This is a genomic window from Halococcus sp. IIIV-5B, from assembly GCF_003602035.1.
In the GTDB taxonomy this organism is placed as follows: Archaea; Halobacteriota; Halobacteria; order Halobacteriales; family Halococcaceae; genus Halococcus; species Halococcus salsus.
This window is the reverse complement of the sequence record NZ_QZWE01000015.1, coordinates 43,458-63,957: the sequence shown is the minus strand read 5'-3', so window position 1 is coordinate 63,957 and position 20,500 is coordinate 43,458. Positions and strand designations below refer to the sequence as shown.

The following is a 20,500-nucleotide window of genomic DNA, read 5'->3' as shown; positions in this document are numbered from 1 at the left end:
AGCAGCCGCCGGGATCGATACGTTGAGTCCGCGACCACGCGCCCCGGGGATATGCACGAGCGTTACGAAGCGGTGGTGGTCGGCGGCGGCATCGTCGGCTCCGCGACGGCGTACCATCTCGCCCGGAACGGGGTCGAAACGTTGCTCGTCGACCGTCGAGACGAGGGTCGGGCGACCGACGCCGGCGCGGGCATCCTCTCGGCGGCGACGAGTTCGCGCGGCGAACCGTGGTTCGGGTTCGCCGCAGAGGCGGTGGCCTACTACGACGACCTCGTGGCGGCGCTCGAAACCGACCAAGACGGCCCGCGCGGCTACGCGAAACGCGACCTCCTCCGGGTCGCGGTCGACGACGAGGAAATCGAGGAATTCGACGAGACCCTCACCGAGGTCCGCCGGCGCGAGGCGGCGGCCGGTCCACCAGCAGGGGGTTCGATCGCCGAGCTCTCGACCGAAGACGCCCGCGCGGCGTTTCCCCCGCTGGCCGACGTCCGGCGGGCGTTTCGGTACGACGACGCCGCGCGGGTCGACGGGCGGACGTTCGAGGGCGCGCTCCGGCGGGCGGGCGAGACGCACGGGCTCGAAACGAGGGATGCGAGCGCGGAGCGGCTCGTAGTCGAGAACGATTCGATCGAGGCGGTCGTCGTGGACGGCGACCGGATCGAGACGGGGCGGGTCGTCGTCGCCGGCGGCGCGTGGTCGGCGGCGTTCGGCGACCAGCTCGGAATCTCGATCCCGATCGAACCCCAGCGTGGCCAGATCGTCCACCTCGACGTCGACGCGGACACGACCGACTGGCCGATCGTCAGCCCGTTTCGCGGCCACTACCTCGTCTCGTGGGACGACGGCCGGGTCGCGGTCGGCGCGACCCGCGAAACCGGCACCGGGTTCGCGCCCCACACCACCGTTGCGGGGCTTCGGGAGGTGCTCGACGAGGCAACGCGGGTCGCGCCGGGACTCGCCGAGGCGTCCGTCCAGGAGGTGCGGGTCGGCCTCCGCCCGGTTTCGGCCGATGGCCTCCCGGCGCTCGGCGCGGTACCGGGGATCGAAGGCGCGTTCGTCGCGACGGGTCACGGCCCTTCGGGCCTCCAGCTCGGGCCGTACTCGGGAAAGCTCGTCGCGGACGCGGTTCGCGGCGACGAGTCCGACGCGCTCGAACCGTTCGGAGTCGACCGGTTCTGACCGGTCCGATCCGGGTCTTCCACCCGTACACCCCACTCAACACGCCGCAACACACGACGTGATACCCGAACGAGAGTCGCTATCCTACTCGAACCCGATACCGTCAGGCAAGTCGAACAAGCCACCGCTGAGTATGCCGAACTGTGATAACTGCGGTGCGCTCGTCACTCAGCAGTACGTTCGTGTGTTCGCACCGACTGGGATGGCTACTGCTCGGATCCGCCCTGGTTGTCCTGACATGTTCCCGGGACGATGGCGGCATTCGCGAGGCGAAATCGAAACGCCGGAATCGGCCCTCGTCGTTCGTCGTAGCCAGCGGCTCTGGGCGCTCACACGGAGAGTATCACCGACCCGTTGTAGTCCGTACGAAGTCGGTCCGGATGGGAGCGTTCCTCTCAGCCGATGGCACAAGTCGCGTCGATACGAATGGCAACGCAATATGAGCACTGCTGACGAACAGATCAGGGTCAGCTCGGTCGTGAAAACCGAACTGGAGAACCGACGTCGTGAGGGGAATCGTTCAACGACGTACTTGAGCGACTACTGACCGAGGACCGAGACCTCTTTGCGGGGTTTGGAGCCTTCGAAGGAACGGACCGAAGGGAGAGTATTCAGGAGGTGCGCGACCGGGGAAAGCGAGATGGCAATAGTCGGATAAGATCCTCCTCTCAGTAAATAAGGGCAATCATGCTTGCACGTAGTATTCTAGTCCGCCTAAAATTACATAGACAGCAAGATAGAGTGGCGTTAGACCGATGGCGTAGTATCCCAAACTGAATACACCTGTTGTGAGCAGAACATTTACTGCCAGACCGAAGCCTGACCACCCAATGAGAACGACTGCAAGAGCGATAACGGGGCTGACAACGCCGAGCCGAAGATAGGAGGTAATCGGTATGGCGAATACGACGACCGCATACGCCGACAAAAGCAAATATGTATTGGTGGCATCAAGTGTTGGAGGTATGGGTACATTTGCCACATCCCAGCGTGCAACGACTACTCCGCCAAGCGAATAGAGGAACAGCACGCTGACGCCAACACCAACCCCGATTAGTAAGGCTCTGCTCATGGTGTACTGGCCTCTCACGGACTGGCTCATGGCATTTATTACGAATCGGATGAGATTAAACATACCGCAGAGCTGATCGCCATCTATCTGTGTAGTCGACTAAGGAGATAGATTATTGACCACTATCTCAGCTTCAGTTCCTGTATCTGTTGAAGATGCCTGCGTTACGGCCCCCGACGTTCCCGATGCGCTCGAACCGTTCACCGTCGATAGGTTCTGACCCGCCCGCCGGCATCGTTTTGACCCCGGCGCGAGATTCTCGAGCTATGTCAACCGAAACGGTCGGCTTCGTCGGCCTCGGCATCATGGGCGGACCGATGGCGAAGAACCTCGTCGACGCGGGCTACGACGTCGTGGGGTACAACCGCTCCGACGAACCCGTCGCGGAGCTCGAAGCCTACGGCGGCGAGGGCGCGGACTCACTCGAGGAGGTCACCGAGCGCGCGGACGTCGTGATCACCTGTCTCCCCGACTCGCCGGTCGTCGAGGAGATCGTTCGCGGGGAGGAGGGCGTGCTCAACGGGCTGGAAGACGGGATGGTCGTCGTGGACATGTCGACCATCTCGCCGACGGTGACCGAGGAGCTCGCCGAGGAGATCCGAGCGGAGAGTGCGGCGATGCTCGACGCGCCGATCTCGGGTGGCGAGGAGGGCGCGATCGAGGGCACGCTCTCGATCATGGTCGGCGGGGACGAGTCGGTCTTCGAGGACTGTCGGGAGCTCTTCGAGGTGATGGGCAGTACCGTGACTCACTGCGGACCGAACGGCGCGGGTCAGACCACGAAGGCCTGCAACCAGATCGTGGTCGCCGCCCAGATGGTCGGGGTCAGCGAGGCGCTGGTGTTCGCCCACCAGGCGGGCGCGGACCTCGAAGCCGTCGTCGAGGCCATCTCGGGGGCCGCGGCGGGCTGCTGGACGCTCGACAACCGTGCGCCCAACATGATTCATGGCGAATTCGACCCCGGCTTCTTCGCCTCGTACCAGTACAAGGACCTCCGGATCGCCACCGACGCCGGCGAGGCGTTCGGTTCGCCGATGCCCCAGACCTCGGTGGCCCACGAACTCTACAAGGCGATGGAGACCACCGGCCGCGGTCGCGACGACAATTCGGGAGTCATGCAGATAATCGAGGATCTCGCGGGCGACGAGGCCAGAGTCGACTGAGAAACGTCGTTGCGTCGTCGCGGGCCGGTCAGTTCACTGCACAACGTGCTCGGGCGTCTCGTCGTCGAGGTGTGCTTCGAGCTGTGTCGCGATGATCCGCGGCCCGCCGAGCACCGCATCGCGGGTCGAGCCGGCGACGTGCGGCGTCAGCACGACGTTCTCGAAGTCGAGCAGCGGGTGGTCGTCCGGCAGCGGCTCGTCCTGGAAGACGTCGAGCGCCGCGCCGCCGATCTCGTCCGCCGCGAGCGCGTCGACGAGCGCCTCCTCGTCGACCAACCCGCCCCGCGCGGTGTTGACCAGGTACGCCTCGTCGTTCATCTGCGCGAACTGTTCCTCGCCGATCATCTCGGCGGTGTCCTTGGAGAGCCGGACGTGGAGGGTCACGGCGTCGGCTTCGGCGAGCAGGTCGGGCAGGTCGGCTGGCTCGGAACCCGCGTCTCGGATCTCCTCGTCGGCGACGAACGGGTCGTAGACCAGACACTCGGTCTCGAATCCCGCCAGTCGTCGGGCGACGCCGCGGCCGATGTGGCCGAAGCCGACGATCCCGACCGTCGCGGTTCGCATGTCCGGTGGGAGCTGGTCGGGGTCGAACACCTGGCTCCACTCGCCGGTTGAGAGGTCGGCGTGGTTGAACGGGATCTCGCGCACCCGCGAGAGCAGCATCGAGACCGCATAGTCGGCGACGGCGTCGCGGTTCCGGCCGGGCGCGTGCAGGACGGTGATATCGTGCTCGTGGGCCGCGTCGATATCGACGTTCTCCGTCCCGCCGCGGGCGGCCCCGACGATCGAGAGCGAGTCGCCGCTCTCGATGAGTTCGCGGGAGACGGGTGCCTTGTGGACGACGAGGGCGTCGATGCCGTCGAGCCGCTCGGCGATGGCGTCGGTGTCGTAGCTCCCGGGGCCGAGCGACTCCATGTCCATCGTCACGTTCCGGAACTCACCGGGGGAGGCCTCGCCCATCCAGTCCATCCGCTCGAACGTCAGACCTCGGTCCTCGAGATGGCCGAGCGCTTCGTACATGTACTCGCTCGGCTGTTGTGGGTCACCGCAGAGCAACACGTTCATTCTTCGTGTTGGGACATCTCCCTAAGCGACTTGAGCGTTTCCCACGGCGCGCGCATCCCGTCGACCGCCTGCGAGAACGCCGTCGCCAGCGTCCGATAGGTCGCCTCGACGTCCGGGTTCGGTTCGTACCGGCGGGCCGGCTCGACGGTTCGCTCGACCGCCCGCTCGACGTCCGGGTAGACGCCGGCGGCGACGCCACCGCACAGTGCCGCCCCGAGTGCCCCGGTCTCGCGCTCGGCGGGCACCGTGACCCGCCGGCCGGCGATGTCGGCGAACATCCGCGCCCACTCGTCGCTTCGTGCGCCACCGCCCGTGAGCCGGATCGATTCGAGTTCCGGTGCGAGCTCGGAGAGCGCATTCGTCTGTGCGACCGCGACGCCCTCGTAGATCGACCGGAGCATCTGCGCGTCGGTGTGGTCCATCCGGAGCCCGAAGAACCCGCCCGTGCCGGTCGGGTCGTCCGTCGAGCCGTTGAGGAAGGGGTGGAAGACGACGCCGTTCGAACCGGGGTCGACATCGGCGATCGTCTCCTCGTAGACCGTGTGTGGGTCGACGTCCCGTTCGCGCGCCTCCCGGTGCCAGTCGGCCCCGTAGGTCTCGGTGAACCACTCGACACAGGCCGCGCCGGCCCTGAGCCCCTTGTACCGGATCCAGCCGTCGAGATACCGTCGAGGAAGGCCGCCGGTGCCGTCCGCCGGCGAGTCGAGCACCGCGACGCTCTGGCCCCAGGTGCCGAGGATCGCGAGGCCGTCGCCGGGCTCGGTAAGCCCGGCCCCGAGCGCACACGCCGCGACGTCGTGTAACCCCGTGGCGACCGGTGTTCCCTCGGGAAGTCCGGTTCGGGCCGCGGCCTCGCTCGTCACCGTGCCGCAGGCGTCGGTGCTCGGTTTCACCGGTGGCAGCGTCTCGAAGGCTTCCGAGACGTCGAGCAGCTCGAGGACCTCCCGGTCGTACTCCCCCTCGGGACCGTAGAAGACGCTCCCCTCCGTGGGGTCCGTCGACCGCTCGCCGGTAAGCCGGTGGGTGAGCACGTCCTTCATGAAGAGTACCGTATCGAGCCGGTCGTAGGTCGTCGGGTCGTGCTCGGCGAGCCAGACGAGCAGGCTCAACGGGTCGGCACCGAACGGCTGCCAGCCGAGGCGGTCGGCGACCGCGTCGGCCACGTCCGAGCGCTGTTCGTCGATGACACCGATCGCCCGGCTGTCGGTCGATTTGACCCCACAGATGGGGTCCCCGTCGCTATCGAGCCCGTAGAGGCCGTGGCCGTGACCGGCGACGCCGACCCCGGCGACCGCCGCCGGCGTGACCGCGGGCGCGTCGAGCACCGCTGCGACCGTCTCGCGGACGGTCTCCCAGAGCCGGTCGTGGTCCTGCTCGTCCCGGTCGGGCGGCGTCTCGACCGTCGGCGTCGGTTCGGAGGCGATCGCGAGGTCGTCGCCCGTCCCGTCGAACGCCGTCACCGTGACGTTGGTCAGCCCGGCGTCGATCCCGATCAGGACGGGATCGTCCCCGGTCATCGTCCCGAGGCCATCGTCTCCCCGGCGTTGCCCGTCACCTCACAGAGGTCGCTCATGACCGTCGCGACGCGGTCGCGGGCGGCGTTCGAGACGACGTGCGGGTGAAAGAACGTCTTCTCCGGTGACCAGTCGCTCCCGGCGAAGAAGTTCGAGCGGTCGTCGGCGACGCCCTCGGGCGGGCGGATGGCGTCCGCGTGGTCGTGGTAAAAGTCCGCGGCGGTCCGGGCGAACTCGTACTGGTAGCGAGTGTTCTTGTTGAACTTGCAGACCCCGGCATTGAGCAGCGCCTCGATCCGCTCGTCCGCGAGGCCGGAGGCCCCGTGCACGACGAGGAAGGTCTCTTCCCCTGCCTCGACGAGGGCCTCGTCGATCGCCATGGCGAGGTCCGGTCGCACGTCGAGGTCCCGGTCGGACGCGACGCCGTGCTGGGTGCCGATCGAGACCGCGAGCAGGTCACAGCCCGTGCGTTCGACGAACTCGACGGCGGTTTCGGGGTCGGTGTAGAACGCCTCGTCGGCGGCCGTCTCGGTGCTCCCCTCGACACCCGCGATGCGACCGAGTTCGGCCTCGACGAGCAGGTCGTCGTCGGCCCGCTCGACGGTCTCGGCGGTGCGCTCGACGTTCTCCTCGAACGGCCGGTCGGAGGCGTCGACCATCACCGAATCGGGGACGTCCGAGTCGAGGCAAGTTTCGAGGAACTCCGTCTCCTCGGGGAGATGGACGTGGTCGACGTTGCAGAACGCCTCGATACCGTACCGCTCGGCGAGCGAATCGAGGGTCGTGTCGAGGACCTCCAGCCCGACCGCGGGGTCACCGCCACCGAAGAAGGCCGCCTCCTCGCGGCTCGCTTGTATGACTAAATCGGCGTCCGCGGTGGCGCTTCCGTCCAGCAGACCGACGAGGACGTCGAAGTGGGTGACGTTGCTCGCGAAGAAGCCGTACCGACCTGCCCGCGCCCGTTCGTAGAGATCCCGGAGGTCGACGGTCGAGTCGGATGACGGAGACATGCGGAGGGATCGTCACCCGTCGCACATAGGGGGCTCGTTTCAGCGAGCGATCGAACGCCCCTCACTCGTACCTGAGCGCGTCGATGGGGTCGATACGGGCGGCGCGCCACGCGGGGTAGAGCCCGGCGAGGACCCCAACCAGGATCCCGACGGCGACCGCGATGGCGAACCAGTCGTAGGCCGGGGTGAACGCCACCTCGGCGTAGAGCGTCGCGCCGTAGGCCACGGTCACGCCGAGCGGGAGCCCCACGATGGCCCCGACGACGCCGAGTAGCGTGGCCTCGGTGAGGAACAGCGCCATCACGTCGCGGTTGCGCGCGCCGACGGCCTTCATGATCCCGATCTCGCGGGTCCGTTCGGCCACGCTCACTAGCATGATGTTGGCGATCCCGACGGCGGCGACCACCAGCGCGATCACCCCGATCCCGGTGACGAACCGCGTGACGCGGTCGATGATCGACTCCACCCGGTCGACGAAGTCACCGCTGGTCTCGGCGCTCGGCTCGACCGACTCGGGGACGAGTTCGGCGGCATCGGAGGGGCCGCGGAGGTAGGTCCGAACCCGCTCTCGAACCCCATCGATCCGTGCGGGGTCCGCGACCACCGTGACCTGCGGATACGCACGCTGAGTCGTGCCCGTGGCGGGGCTCTCGACGGTCTGCTGGTAGAAGGGCTCGACCGGCACGTAGAACTGCGCGCCGCCCGCGAACGAGGTGAACGGCAGCTCCCCGACGGTGCGGTTGACGACCCCGACGACCGCGACCCGGCTCCGCGTCCCGTTCGCCAGCGTTATCGTGAGGCTATCGCCAACCGAGACGTTCCGATCGAATGTCTCGGTCGCGGCGCGGTTCACCACGACCTCCTGTGCCCCCGAGCGGAACGCTCGCCCCGCGACCACCGAATCCGCCGGGAACGCCTCCGGCGTGGTGGCGAGGATCTGGCTCTGTGAGACCGAGTCGTTCCCGAACCGGAGCTCGGAGACCGGGACGTTGCCCCGCGGGATCGCCGCACGAGCCCCCTCGATCGCCTGCAACTGCTCGACGTCGTGGGCGGTGAAGACCGGCTGGCCGACACCGCCACCGAAGCCGCCGTCGTCGTCCGCCGCCGTCGGGAGGGCGTAGATATCGCTGGCGCTCGACGAACCCACGTCGCTCACGATGTCGGCCTTCACGCTCGCGCCGAACGTCGCGAACGTCACCACCGACGCGATGCCGATCACGACGCCGATGACCGTGAGCGCCGACCGGAGCTTGTGCGACCGCACCGACCGCGACGCCATCCGGAGCGTCTCGCCGACCTCCATCAGGCGTCCCGCGCCCCGGTCGCGGTGTGGTCTCCCAGCTCCTCGGTCGACTCCCGGCGGCCGTCACGAACGGTGACAATCCGGTCGGCGTGCTCGGCGATCTCCCGCGCGTGCGTCACGAGCAGGATCGTCGTCCCGCGGTCGTTCGCCGCCGCGAGGAGGTTCATGACCCCCGCGCCGGTCTCGGTGTCGACGTTGCCGGTCGGTTCGTCGGCGAGCACGACGGCGGGGTCGGGCGCGAGCGCACGGGCGATCGCGACCCGCTGGCGCTGGCCACCCGAGAGCTGCGTCGGGCGGTGGTGGAGGCGGTCGCCGAGGCCGACTCGGTCGAGGAGGTCGGTCGCGCGGTCGTGGCGGCACTCGCGCGACCAGCCGGCGAACACCAGCGGGAGGGCGACGTTCTCGACGGCGTCGGAACGGGGGAGGAGGTTGAAGGTCTGGAAGACGAAGCCGATCTCGGTGCCGCGGATCGCGGCGCGCTCGTCGTCGGTGGCGGCCCCGAGGTCGTTGCCGGCGACTTCCACGGTGCCCTCGGTCGGCGTGTCGAGCGCCCCTACGAGGTTCAACAGCGTGCTCTTGCCCGACCCGCTCGGCCCCATCACCGCGGTGTACGACCCGTCGGCCAGCGAGAGCGAGACGCCGGCGAGCGCCTCGACGGTCCCGCCGAGGTCGTAGGTCTTCCGGACGTCCGTGAGGCGCACGACCGGCCCGTTCGATGGGGTCGTGGCGGCAGTCCTGCTCACACTGGAACCGAGACCGGAGAGGGCATGAACGTTGGTATCACCCACCTCGACGGCCGGTGGGTGCGACGAGCCGTTCGGCTCCCATCGCTCTCGCTCGCCTACTCGCTTCGAGCGACCTCGTGGCGACCGAACCCGTACCGGAGTCGGTTCGCGAGGCGACGTGCGAACCGGCCGTTCGCGGCGCGCGAGCCGAACCGTTCGGCGAGCGCGGTGTAGATCAGCGGCACCGGGATTTCTTGACTCAGGGCCTCCTGGACGGTCCAGGTGCCCGTCGAGCCGCCCTCGACGCGGTCGGCGACGTTTCCCAGATCCGACCCTTCCTCCGCGAACGCCTCCTCGCAGAGTTCAAGGAGCCACGACCGGATGACCGCGCCGTTGTTCCAGGTCCGTGCGACCGATTCGAGGTCGAGGTCGTAGCGCCCGTCCGCGAGGAGTTCGAACCCCTCTCCGTAGGCTTCCATCAGCGCGTACTCGACGCCGTTGTGGACCATCTTGACGTAGTGACCCGACCCGGCGGGCCCCATCCGCGCGTGGCCCGCGGGCCCGGTCGCCACCGCATCGAAGACGGGCGTGAGTTCGTCGTAGGCCCACTCCGGCCCGCCGACCATGAGCGAAAAGCCGGCCTCCGCGCTCGCGGGTCCGCCCGAGGTTCCACAGTCGAGATAGGCCGCGGGCGTCGATTCCGCGCGGCGCGTCGAGTCCTCGAAGTGGGAGTTGCCGCCGTCGACCACGACGTCCTCGTCGTCGAGGTGGGGTTCGAGGTCCGCGAGCGCGGCGTCGATGGCGTCGCCCGCGGGCACCATCAACCAGATCCGCTTCTCCTCGCCCAACTGCTCGACGAGATCCGCGAGCGAGTCGGCGGGGTCGGCCCCCGCGTCGGCGACGGCCGCCACGGCCTCCGCGTCCACGTCGAAGGCGACGACCTCGTGACCCGCGTCGAGCGCGCGGTCGGCGACGATCCGTCCCATCCGCCCGAGTCCGATAACGCCGAGTTGCATAGTCGCCTCTCACCGGGGGTGAAGGTAGGAATTGTGATCCCCGCGGCGGGGCTCCGTCCTCGAATCGTTCCCCAGATCGGCCGCTACGGCCGTCGGTCGTGGTCCGGCGGGACCACGTATTGGTCGGTCGGATCGACCTCGCGTGTCGTGTAGGGGTTGGCCCCGGGGACGAGGTCCTCGACGGTCACGCCCTGATTGGCGGCGACGCGTTCGATGAGCTCGCCGTTCTGCATCCGCTGGAGGCCGTGCCAGAGCCCGAGGAACAGCGCGGTCGGGGCGATACAGACGAACGCCGCAACGAGGAGGCGAAACAGGGTACTCATGGGATCGACTGGGGCCGCAGACAGTAATGGTTGATGATCACGTACACACAGTGCCGACATCCGAAGTCCGACCCGTCCAACGCGAACGCTTATACGCCAAACGAACCCACCTATCGGTATGAGCGTGACCCCGTCGGTAGTACGTCGCTGACCGCCGCGCGAGTTTTCGGTACGATTATCGGGCCGCGACCATCCAAACCCACCAATGACAGAGCTATCTGAGACCTACGACCCGGCCGCCCTCGAAGCCAAGTGGCGCGAGGCGTGGGCCGATTCCGACCTGTATCGTCACGAAGCGGGGAGTTCCGACACCGAGTACGTCATCGACACCCCGCCGCCCTACCCGACGGGCGACCTCCACATCGGCCACGCGCTCGGGTGGAGCTACATGGATTTCGCCGCCCGGTATCACCGGATGCTCGGCGAGAACGTCTCGTTCCCGCAGGGTTGGGACTGCCACGGACTGCCGACCGAGGTGAAAGTCGAGGAGAACAACGACATCCATCGGACGGAGGTCCCGCGCGAGGAGTTCCGCGAGCTGTGTATCGAGCACACGGAGGACCAGATCGCGGGCATGAAGGAGATGATGGGGGAGCTCGGTTTCTCCCAGGACTGGGACCAGGAGTTCCGGACGATGGACCCGGAGTACTGGGGGACGACCCAGCGTTCGTTTGTGGAGATGCACGACGATGGTTACGTCCACCGCGACGAACACCCGGTGAACTGGTGTCCGCGGTGCGAGACCGCGATCGCCGACGCCGAGGTCGAGGCGATCGACTCGGAGGGGACCCTCTCGACGGTGCGCTTCCCCGGCGTCGAGGGCGACGGGATCGAGATCGCGACCACCCGACCCGAACTCCTCCCGGCCGTCGTCGGGGTGGCGGTCAGCCCGGACGACGAGCGCTACGCCGACCGCGTGGGCGAGAAGTTCGAGATCCCGATCTTCGGCCAGGAGGTCGAACTCGTGTCCGACGAGGAGGTCGACGGCGACTTCGGGACCGGCGCGGTGATGATCTCGACCTTCGGCGACAAGCAGGACGTCGACTGGTGGGCGACCTACGACCTCGATCTTCGTCCTGTCGTCACGGAGGACGGCCGCCTCGACGAGAGCGTCGAGGAGTTCGGCGGACTCGAGCTCGATGTGGCGAAGGAGCGGATCGTCACCGCGCTCCAGAAGGAAGGTTATCTGGTGGACGAGGAGCCGGTCGAGCAGTCGGTGGGGGCGTGCTGGCGGTGTGACACCCCGATCGAGATCCTCTCGAAGGAGCAGTGGTTCGTCCGGGTCGACCAGGACGAGATCATCGAGAAGGCCCAGGAGGTCGAGTGGATCCCCGAGCACATGTACGGCCGGCTGGAGGAGTGGACCGAGGGGATGAACTGGGACTGGGTTATCAGTCGCCAGCGCGTCTTCGCCACGCCGATCCCGGCGTGGTCGTGCGAGGAGTGCGGCCACTGGCACGTCGCCGACCCCGACGCGCTCCCGGTCGAACCGACGAGCGAGGGCCCCGACACGGCGTGTCCCGACTGCGGGGCGGCGGCGTGGACCGGCGAGACCGACGTGATGGACACCTGGATGGACTCGTCCATCTCGCCGCTCTACATCACTGGCTGGCCCGAGGCCGACTTCACGCCCGTGCAGCTCCGCGAGCAGGGCCACGACATCATCCGGACGTGGGCCTTCTACACCATCCTCCGGACCGCGGCGCTCGAAGGCGAGAAACCGTGGGAGGAAGCGCTGGTCAACGGGATGGTGCTGGGAGCCGACGGCAACAAGATGAGTAAATCCCGGGACAACTCCGTCAGTCCGGACGCGGTCGTTGAGGACCACTCGGCCGACGCCTTCCGTCAGGCACTCGCGCTCGGCGGCCAGCCCGGGTCGGACATTCAGTTCCAGCCCAAGGAGGTCACGAGCGCGTCGCGCTTCCTGACCAAACTCTGGAACATCACCCGCTTCGCGAGCCAGCACCTCGACGAGTCCGACGGAGCGGAGCCGGCCTACACCGACGCCGACCGCTGGATCCGCTCGAAGTGCGCGCGGGTCGCCGACGACGTCGCGGCCGACATGGACGACTACCGCTTCGACCGGGCGCTCCGCACGCTCAGAGAATTCGTCTGGCACGACCTCGCCGACGACTACGTCGAGCTGATCAAGGGCCGGCTCTACGAGGGCACTCCCGAGGAAGGGGCGGCCGCCCGCGAGACGCTTTCGACCACCCTGTCGGCTTCGATCCGGATGCTCGCGCCGTTCTCGCCGTTCCTCGCCGAGGAGACCTATCGTCACCTCCCGAACACTACGGGAAGCGTCCACGCCGCGGTGTGGCCCGACCTCGACGACGGCGACGAGGCGGCGGAGGCGCGCGGCGAGCGGATCGCGGCGGTCGCGAGCGCGGTCCGGGCCTGGAAGTCCGACTCCGGGATGGCGCTCAACGCCGACCTCGAACGCGTCGAGGTCTACCCCGACGACGAGGCCGACTTCGAGACCGGCGACCTCGCCGCGACGGTGAACGCGCCGGTCGAGGTGCTCGCGGGCGACCCCGACGTCGAACTGACTCCCGTGGCCGTCGACCCCGACCACAGCGAGATCGGTCCCGAGTTTCGCGACCAAGCGGGCGCGGTCGTGGGCGCGCTCGAAGCCGCCGACCCCGACGAGATCGCCCGTCAGAAACGCGAGCACGGCGAGATCGAACTCGACGCGGGTGGTGACGTGGTGGTGCTCGACCCCGAGATGGTCGAGGTGGTCGAGGAGCGCCGGGCGGCGGGCGAGACCGTCGAGGTGCTCGACGTCGAGGGCGCGACGGTGCTGGTCTTTCCGTAGGCCACCACGACGATCGACCGGGACAAACAACAGCTAATTATACCGTGCTTTCGTAGCGCGGCCATGGTCGAGGTACTCGGTGTCGCGATCGGACTCCTGCTGGTTGGCGTGATGGTGGTCTTGCACTTCTCCTCGGGCACCGACCGGCCGATCCCCGACGACATCTCCCAGTCGGTGCTCGAACGGCGGGCGGCGAGCGTCCCCGAGACCGACTTCCCCGAACCGATGAACCGCTCGATCGGCGGCGGGGCGGCCCCGGCCGGCGCGGTCGGCGGCGGCGAGGCCGAGGGCGAACTCGCCGAGGGCGAGACGAGCGAAACCCCGTCAAGCCCCGGCGAGATCCCGGACGACGAGGCCGAGGTGTTCTCGGTCGAGTACGCCAAGGAGGGCGAAACCATCGACGTGCCCGAGAACCAGACCCTCCTCGAAGCCGGCGAAGACCAGGGTTGGGACATGCCCTACGCCTGCCGACAGGGTCAGTGTCTCTCGTGTGGCGGCCACGTCGCCGACGGCCCCTCCGAGGACTACCTGATCCACGACAACCAGCAGATGCTCGAAGCCGAGGAGTTGGAGGACGGCTACGCGCTGACCTGCGTCAGCTACCCGAAATCCGACTTCACGCTCGAAACCCGCGAAACGCCCTGAGGCGCGCGGCTTTCACAACGCCTAAACCGGCGACCCCGTATGGTTCGATGAGGGCGCGTAGCTCAGTGGACAGAGTCCTTGGTTCCGGACCAAGATGCCGCGGGTTCAAATCCCGTCGCGCCCGTTCGGATCCCGAACGGTCCGCATTTGGCCGACGGCGTACGGATTCTTTTAAACAAACCCTCAATAAGGCGTTTGATTTCGTTCGGCTACCGAACGGGGTGTCTGCTGTCTTGCGGTTCACAACATCTAAGACACAAACGGGGACCATAATCAATGGGCGATTGCGGTAGACTTATACCAGAGAGTGGTAGAAATAGTCTCTCAACAACATTAGCAAGTTGAGTGTTTTTGAAGTGATGTGATGAGCTTCTTCGGCGAACATTCATGTCCCGCCTCCTTAATAACGGGTCATGGCCAGTGCAGTACCACTCTCGGAACCACAAGTCCTTGCGCACACCAAGCGCCGTCTCTTTCCTGACTCCGACGAAACAAACGCCTATTCAGTTGTTGATACGCAGTTCGGAATGAAGGAGTGGCTTCCCGGACAGCCAATACCGACGGAGGTTCGCAGCCAGCTTGCACCCTTCAACCACGTCAAACTCGGCTCCGGTTATCCGGACCTCGTGGGAGTGCGACTCCTCGAAAGCGATCTTCTCGCCGTAGAACGTCTTGGTGACCAGCCACCCTTGGTCGCCGTCGAGGCGAAAGGGCGCGACGGTTCCGGGGCAGTGGACGTTGAGCGTGGCATCATACAGGCCTACGACCGGCTTCAAGAGGCCAATGCCGCCTACGTTGCAGCCCCGACACGAGCCATTTCACAGTCTACGCGGACACTCGCCCGCGAACTCAACGTCGGCGTTCTCGGCGTGGATACGACTGGGACCGTTGAACCGCTGGAAGCTCCTCGTATCGTTGGCAATCGAATCTCCGATGACGCAACGGCCATCCGCTTCCAGGCCACCGCGCAGGGCGTCGCAGACAAATCGTTCGGTCTGAACCACCCGAAGAACTACCTCGGCGTTCCGCTCGCGCTGTATCATCCCAGCGACACGGACGATGTAGTCGCCGAGTATGTCGTCCGAGCTGTGAACGACGCTCGGCAAGGTGCGGCCTTTCTCGGACTGGTTACCGAGCACCCCAACCGCATCGAACTCACCTCGCTTGGCGAGGAAGTGGTCCGGTTTGCATTGAGCCGGTACGGGTCGGTGGACAACGCACTCGACGAATTCGAGGAGTGGCAAGGTTCGCGTCAGCGATTCTGTGATGTGAATCCCAGGTGGGGGCTCCTGACCAGACGCGTTGTCTGGATGTATCCGGCAACGCAAATCCTCGTTGAAGCGCTCCAAACCATGCATGATGACGGCCTCCGCGAACCGTCGCTCGTTGAGCTTGTAGAGCGACTCCATGCAGAGCACCCGACGTTCACGATTGAGTTATTCGTGCGCGGGGCGGAGGACGTTCGCTCCCGAGTGCTGGATGAAGAGGGAGACCTCCACGTAACTGAGTTGGAGGACGGGAACGTCTTCCATTCACCAACCGTCTTCCAGCTGAAGGCGATGCTGTACCACGGTGGTGTCCTCACTGAACGAGGTGCTGAACCACATCGACTTGACCCGATGACCGATGTCTGGCAGTTACGGGAACCTCTGAATATTACTTCTTGAACTGCCGGTTGATTTCTAACATAGACGACTGAGCCGATCCCAGCGCTTCTGAATTCTGTACACAGTACTTTAGTAGTTGCACGGGTGTTCTCGTAGCAATGAATTAATTCGGACTGGACATACCGCGGAAGGGCAAGTACGCAGCCATACGGCTTTCCGTAGTTCGTAGAGTCCAGTCTATCGGCCGTTATCAACGAAGTACACACGGCCAATTCTAAATTTCCAGAGCAGTGCATCGACTATCCGTCGACCGAAATCACAACGCATGGCGAATCACCACCCCGGTGCAGAACCGACCACCCGTTCCGATACTGACGAGTTTCATCAGAATCTGATCGCGTACCTCAGACCCCCACACAAATGCAACACAACAACACACTGACTCAGAACCAGCTTGGGCGGATGATGAACACGATCGTACCGACGTGGAGAATTTACGAGGCAACGCCGATCGAAGCAGGCCTCCATTCCGTCTACCGTATCACAGCCGCAACTCCTACTGACGAGCAGGAATGCTACCTCAAAGCAACCCCAGAAGGCAAGAATCCATCAGTGGATCTTGAAGCCCGATTACTGGCCGTCCTCAACCGACACAGCGAGATCCCCGTTCCCGGCATTTATGGAGTCGTTGATGAGCATGACGAGCTACCGGCACCGTTCACTCTTCTCGAAGCACTCCCCGGGGAGATGAAGCCACGAACTGAGCTGGCTTCGGTTTCGGATGATGTTCTTCAAGCAATAGCCTATGATACCGGTCAGTATCTCACCGAACTTCACTCGATAGATGCCGCTGATACCTATGGATTCCTCACTCACAGCGGGCCTACACTGTCCGGCTCAAAGCCCAGTGGAGACCTCGATAGCATTACTGTGGCCGATCCGGTATCTGATTGGAAGGAGAGACTTCACGATTGGGCGGACGGAACTATACAGAATCTCGCCCAGACACGCTTTAACGACATTGCTCCAGAGACCGAGCCAGTCGTCAAATCACGAATCGATGATATCGAGGGACCGTTTGAACCGGTGCTGGCCCGGACCGACCATTCCCTCGAAAACCTCCTATTCACCAGCGACGGGTTGAGTGCGATGCTCGACTGGGAGTTCACGATCACGTCCACGCCTGCCTACGACCTTGTAAACGTCATTTGGAGTCTCGCTGGCGGTCCGTACTTGTTCGCCCCAGAGACGCCTGATCGTCGGGACCTCATTCGTGAATCCGTACTTGCGGGCTATCGAGATCGGGGGGATGGGTACGTCATAGAGGAATTTTATGCGAATCATGAATGCTATGAGAGCCTCTCGGCACTTCGGTCGATGGTTCACTTAGAGAGCTGGTTCCAGATGTTTGACCACGGTGGCGAGATCGATTATGCGGCATCAGATATCCGGAAAGAGTTGACAGAGAGTCTGTAAGACCGGACTCATTCGGTCATCTCGGCTACTCGAATTTCCGAGAGAGATGTAGGGGTTCAGAATCTATTGCTCGTACTTTGTAGTGACGTCCCCGCTTAGATCAAAACGCCCCTCATGAGTCGATGTCCGATTATTGTTTCGGCAGACGATGTACCATTATCCCCGGTAGAAATGTTGTTCGTTAGTGAATTATTTGAGTGATTCTTGCTACAACGCTGTCACTGATGAATCGGGTCACAGCTGCACCGAATATAGCTGCGACTTCAAGGACATCAGGCCCCGGCTCACTGACCTAATCTTTTTCCGATACCTGCTCGTGATCAGAATATGGTAGTTCGATCCTTGATTCCGGCCGTAGAGGAGTACTCTTCACAGCTCGGGGAAGCAATGGATAAAATCCATTCTGGAAACCTCCGGGGTGCTTGCTGCGCATTCTTCGCGCGATCCTACAATTGGCAGACAGCACTGTCCGAGTTCTAATCCATTCATATATGATCTGATGGGTAGTAGCTGGGATTTCTCGTTGAGGCGGGCTACGCTCCGATGATACCGAGAACAGCAAGTCCTACCACGATTGCGTTGTAGAGCCCATGTGTCAGCATCGCAGGGACGACGTTTTGGGTCCGAATGTAGACAGCACCATAAATGAGCCCTGCGACCCAGTTGCTGAGAAGCGGGCTGATCATTGCAACCACATTCGGATCGTACACGTTTGGGACGTGACTGAGAGCGAACAATCCTCCGGCAAAAACGAGTGCTGTGAACGTGTTAAAATCCTCCGAGAGCCGTTTTTGCACCACGTTTCGGTACAGTAGTTCTTCACCCGGACCAACCAGTAGAACGGCCAAGACGACAAATACGAGCGCAGTCTCAGGTCCACTTGCCAGGACGCGACCGACGGTACTGTTATCTCCGGCTGGGAGACCGATGACCGAGGTGAGGAGGGAAACACCGATCGACGCCGCGAGATTCAGCACTATCCCGATAACGATGTACCCGCCTTCCCGAGGAGTTGGTGAGTAGATATCAAGATAGTCGATGGTACGACCGGAAATGGAAAGGAATGTCACCGCCACAAGTACCGTCAATCCGGAACCGAGTAGCAGCGCTATCGTGAGCGAGAGGGGTGAGAACGATACGGAGGCATTCTGTATCGAAAACAGCCGGAGAATCGGCGGTAATACGAACTCATTGAGAGCGGTACTGGCACCGATCAGCATCCCACCGACGAGGAGTGCTCGTGGGTGGTCATGAAGCCAAGAATCAGTCTTTGTCAATGCACCCATCTCCATATTAATATGAATCCGTGTAACCGCTTTAGTAAGCCCGGTACAAGAAAATCGGGGATGGACGAGAGATGTTCGAACCCAGGCATTGCACCGAACTTCCCTGAGAGCAAGAACTCGGAACTCGGAAACGAGAACCGTTGGCGGAAATTCGACGCCAAATAGAAATATCAAATTCGAGTAGAGTAGAGGGCCCACTGAATTTTACGAGATGAGGCGGCGACTCAGTGTCCTTGGTTGAAGATCCAACCAGTAGGGAGCAAAGGGCGTCGCCGAACCTGTTTAATAGATAGACAATTCGGATGAAGACTTATAATTGGGCTGGAACAAATTCGTCACGGTGACAACTTGAATGGATGACCTCGGCACGGTGTTTCGTCGAGATAACATGGACGAGGCGCTGTCCGTCGTGTACGAAGCCGCCGAGACCGGTGACGGCACCGTCGAGTGGAGTGACGTGAGTCAGCGCCTCGATCAGGAACAGTGGGGCGAACTCCTTCGGACAGGAGTGTTGATGGAGGCGGGCGACCGCTTCGTCATCGACGACCCCGTGGCCGTCGAATCCCACCTTGACGACGAGGGAGAGTTGCCCGCCGCGACCGACGCTACCGGTGCCGCGATCGCTTCCGACGCGGTCGAGAGCGAACGGGAGACGGCAGACTCCAGCGGATGGTCACACGCTGACAAGCTCGCGGGCGTGGGCGCGGTGACGCTCATGCTCGGCTATCAGGTGACCGAGATCCGAGATTTCGTCGGCCCGATGGTGGACCTGCTGTTGACACCGGTGCAGGCGGTACTGCCCTTCTATCTCGTCGTCTTGCTGTTGGCGACTGGCACCGGTGTGGTGTCGATGGTCTTCCAGTCGCGGATGATGGATTACGACCGGATGCAGGCTCAACAGACCCGAATGGACGAGGTGCAGGAACGGCTCAAGGCGGCCAAAGAGCGTGATGATGAAGAGGCCGTCGAGCGCATCCAAGAAGAGCAAATGGAGCTCATGACCGGGCAACTCGGCTCGTTCACGCAGATGCTTCGCCCGCTCGCGTGGACCATGCTGTTCACGGCACCGGTCTTGCTGTGGTTCTACTGGCTTATGCTCTCGCCCACCCAGGCCATAACCTCCACCGGACTCGTCTTCCCCGTTCTCGGTCGAGTCGCGTGGACCGCGCGGGTGATCGGCCCGATGCAGGCGTGGCTGCTGTGGTACTCCATCTGTTCGCTCACGTCCCGCCAGCTCATCCAGAAGACGTTCGACGTGCAGACAGGACCATCGACGGATAGCTGATGGCCCTCTTCATCGCGTTCTCACGAATGGATCGAGCCTCACTATCCGTCGGCTGATTCCCGTTCGTTGAGTTTGTCCCTGATGTCCCGCAGGGAGTTGATCCCGTAGAGGCCGAGCGCCAACCAGACGACTGAAAACACGACTCCGAGGACTGCGCAGGCCATCGCGATGGTCGTTTCGTTGATTGCCACCATGACAATTCAATAGAATGGGGTGAAGAGTATAAATCGAAACCATCAACTTCAGCGATTGAAGTCGTGAACAGGGTTTGATGTCCACGTATGACGGGTGATAGGTGTGGGTGATGACTCCGATGTGGACGCCATCGGTTCGCTGCTCGCCGACGAGTGTGCGCGAACTATCCTCACGGAGACCGTCGAGGAAGCCCTCTCGGCCGAGGAACTCAGCGACCGCTGTGGGGTGTCACCACCGACGATCTATCGGCGACTCGAAGCCCTCGAAGCACATGACCTCATTAGCAAACGAACCCAACCCGACGCGGACGGCCATCACTACAACGTCTATACGGCAACGCTCGACCGGATCGAAGTCGATCTCACCGAGGACGGCTTGCATCTACGACTCACCCGCCGCGACCGCATGGCCGACCGATTTACCCAGTTCATCGGTGACATGAGATGATAGACCCTCTCGTCCAGATCGGCACGCAAAACGGTGAACCGATATCGATCGCGCTCACACTCGCGGCCTCGGTGTTGGGCATTGCCGTCGGCTACATCGCGTTTCGGGGGTACTGGCGGAATCGGAGCCTGCCGATGCTGTTCGTCGCCACCGGATTCTTCTTCACCTTCTGGACACCCGTGGTGCTCCTCGCGGGCTTCGTCCTTGCCGGGGAACTCTCGCAGTTCGGCCCCGGCATCCGGGTCACGGTGAACGCCGCCTTCGGTATCGCGGGCAAGGTGAGCGAGATCATCGGCTTGGTGCTCATTCTCTACGGACTTCGGATGCCGCTCAGCCGGGACTGAGGTGTTTTCGAGGTGATGATGGCAGATCCC

The 20,500-nt window shown here is 64.0% G+C and carries 19 protein-coding genes and 1 tRNA gene; 10 read left to right on the top strand and 10 right to left on the bottom strand.

The genetic code is table 11. The features are described 5' to 3' along the window. The first annotated feature begins 51 nt into the window (after positions 1 to 51). Positions 52 to 1,179, top strand: coding sequence for an FAD-binding oxidoreductase (locus tag D3261_RS11465; protein ID WP_120072496.1), 1,128 nt, complete (start codon positions 52 to 54; stop codon positions 1,177 to 1,179). Positions 1,180 to 1,864: 685 nt separating this feature from the next. Here the strand turns inward: D3261_RS11465 and D3261_RS11455 are convergent. Next, the gene (locus D3261_RS11455; RefSeq protein WP_147464970.1) at positions 1,865 to 2,281 is read right to left on the bottom strand and encodes a hypothetical protein; all 417 of its coding nucleotides are present in this window, start codon (positions 2,279 to 2,281) and stop codon (positions 1,865 to 1,867) included. A gap of 236 nt (positions 2,282 to 2,517) precedes the next feature. Here D3261_RS11455 and D3261_RS11450 point away from each other — a divergent pair, with 236 nt between their 5' ends. Beyond that, on the top strand, positions 2,518 to 3,414 hold the full coding sequence (locus D3261_RS11450) for an NAD(P)-dependent oxidoreductase (RefSeq protein ID WP_120072492.1): 897 nt from the start codon (positions 2,518 to 2,520) through the stop codon (positions 3,412 to 3,414). A gap of 33 nt (positions 3,415 to 3,447) precedes the next feature. Here the strand turns inward: D3261_RS11450 and D3261_RS11445 are convergent, their stop codons facing one another. From D3261_RS11445 to D3261_RS11415, 7 genes are all read right to left on the bottom strand, one after another. Continuing rightward, entirely contained in the window at positions 3,448 to 4,479 is a 1,032-nt protein-coding gene (locus tag D3261_RS11445) for a 2-hydroxyacid dehydrogenase (RefSeq protein WP_120072490.1), read from the bottom strand. Then, the gene (locus D3261_RS11440; RefSeq protein ID WP_120072488.1) at positions 4,476 to 5,996 is read right to left on the bottom strand and encodes an FGGY-family carbohydrate kinase; all 1,521 of its coding nucleotides are present in this window, start codon (positions 5,994 to 5,996) and stop codon (positions 4,476 to 4,478) included. The genes D3261_RS11445 and D3261_RS11440 overlap by 4 nt, the downstream gene beginning before the upstream one ends. After that, entirely contained in the window at positions 5,993 to 7,003 is a 1,011-nt protein-coding gene (gene fba, locus D3261_RS11435) for a class II fructose-bisphosphate aldolase (RefSeq protein ID WP_120072486.1), read from the bottom strand. The genes D3261_RS11440 and fba overlap by 4 nt, the downstream gene beginning before the upstream one ends. Positions 7,004 to 7,064: 61 nt before the next feature. Continuing rightward, positions 7,065 to 8,306 (bottom strand): ABC transporter permease, encoded by a 1,242-nt coding sequence (locus D3261_RS11430; RefSeq protein WP_120072484.1) that lies wholly within the window; start codon positions 8,304 to 8,306, stop codon positions 7,065 to 7,067. Further along, positions 8,306 to 9,049 (bottom strand): ABC transporter ATP-binding protein, encoded by a 744-nt coding sequence (locus tag D3261_RS11425; RefSeq protein WP_120072482.1) that lies wholly within the window; start codon positions 9,047 to 9,049, stop codon positions 8,306 to 8,308. Before D3261_RS11425 ends, D3261_RS11430 begins: the two co-directional genes overlap by 1 nt. Positions 9,050 to 9,147: 98 nt before the next feature. Next, positions 9,148 to 10,047 (bottom strand): phosphogluconate dehydrogenase (NAD(+)-dependent, decarboxylating), encoded by a 900-nt coding sequence (gene gnd, locus D3261_RS11420; RefSeq protein WP_120072480.1) that lies wholly within the window; start codon positions 10,045 to 10,047, stop codon positions 9,148 to 9,150. An 83-nt stretch (positions 10,048 to 10,130) separates the two neighbouring features. Next, entirely contained in the window at positions 10,131 to 10,370 is a 240-nt protein-coding gene (locus D3261_RS11415) for a hypothetical protein (protein WP_120072478.1), read from the bottom strand. Positions 10,371 to 10,575: 205 nt separating this feature from the next. Here D3261_RS11415 and D3261_RS11410 point away from each other — a divergent pair, with 205 nt between their 5' ends. From D3261_RS11410 to D3261_RS11390, 5 genes are all read left to right on the top strand, one after another. After that, positions 10,576 to 13,185, top strand: a complete 2,610-nt coding sequence (locus tag D3261_RS11410) for a valine--tRNA ligase (RefSeq protein WP_120072476.1) — start codon at positions 10,576 to 10,578, stop codon at positions 13,183 to 13,185. A 63-nt stretch (positions 13,186 to 13,248) separates the two neighbouring features. After that, complete coding sequence (locus tag D3261_RS11405; RefSeq protein ID WP_120072474.1) at positions 13,249 to 13,830, top strand: 2Fe-2S iron-sulfur cluster-binding protein; 582 nt, start codon at positions 13,249 to 13,251, stop codon at positions 13,828 to 13,830. A gap of 51 nt (positions 13,831 to 13,881) precedes the next feature. Continuing rightward, a tRNA-Arg gene (locus D3261_RS11400) sits at positions 13,882 to 13,954 on the top strand. A gap of 289 nt (positions 13,955 to 14,243) precedes the next feature. Continuing rightward, on the top strand, positions 14,244 to 15,497 hold the full coding sequence (locus D3261_RS11395; protein ID WP_120072472.1) for a hypothetical protein: 1,254 nt from the start codon (positions 14,244 to 14,246) through the stop codon (positions 15,495 to 15,497). A gap of 360 nt (positions 15,498 to 15,857) precedes the next feature. Next, a complete protein-coding gene (locus D3261_RS11390; protein WP_120072470.1) occupies positions 15,858 to 16,913 on the top strand; it encodes a phosphotransferase family protein in 1,056 nt (351 codons plus the stop codon). A 533-nt stretch (positions 16,914 to 17,446) separates the two neighbouring features. Here the strand turns inward: D3261_RS11390 and D3261_RS11385 are convergent. Then, the gene (locus D3261_RS11385; protein WP_120072468.1) at positions 17,447 to 18,205 is read right to left on the bottom strand and encodes a CPBP family intramembrane glutamic endopeptidase; all 759 of its coding nucleotides are present in this window, start codon (positions 18,203 to 18,205) and stop codon (positions 17,447 to 17,449) included. 382 nt (positions 18,206 to 18,587) lie between these two features. Between D3261_RS11385 and D3261_RS11380 the strand changes: the two genes are divergently transcribed. Beyond that, complete coding sequence (locus D3261_RS11380; RefSeq protein ID WP_233553978.1) at positions 18,588 to 19,484, top strand: DUF106 domain-containing protein; 897 nt, start codon at positions 18,588 to 18,590, stop codon at positions 19,482 to 19,484. A gap of 41 nt (positions 19,485 to 19,525) precedes the next feature. Here the strand turns inward: D3261_RS11380 and D3261_RS20045 are convergent, their stop codons facing one another. Continuing rightward, complete coding sequence (locus D3261_RS20045) at positions 19,526 to 19,678, bottom strand: hypothetical protein (RefSeq protein WP_158589386.1); 153 nt, start codon at positions 19,676 to 19,678, stop codon at positions 19,526 to 19,528. Between the two features lie 103 nt (positions 19,679 to 19,781). Between D3261_RS20045 and D3261_RS11375 the strand changes: the two genes are divergently transcribed. Further along, the gene (locus D3261_RS11375) at positions 19,782 to 20,126 is read left to right on the top strand and encodes a winged helix-turn-helix domain-containing protein (protein WP_233553977.1); all 345 of its coding nucleotides are present in this window, start codon (positions 19,782 to 19,784) and stop codon (positions 20,124 to 20,126) included. Next, positions 20,123 to 20,470 (top strand): hypothetical protein, encoded by a 348-nt coding sequence (locus D3261_RS11370; protein ID WP_120072463.1) that lies wholly within the window; start codon positions 20,123 to 20,125, stop codon positions 20,468 to 20,470. Before D3261_RS11375 ends, D3261_RS11370 begins: the two co-directional genes overlap by 4 nt. Positions 20,471 to 20,500: the final 30 nt, after the last annotated feature.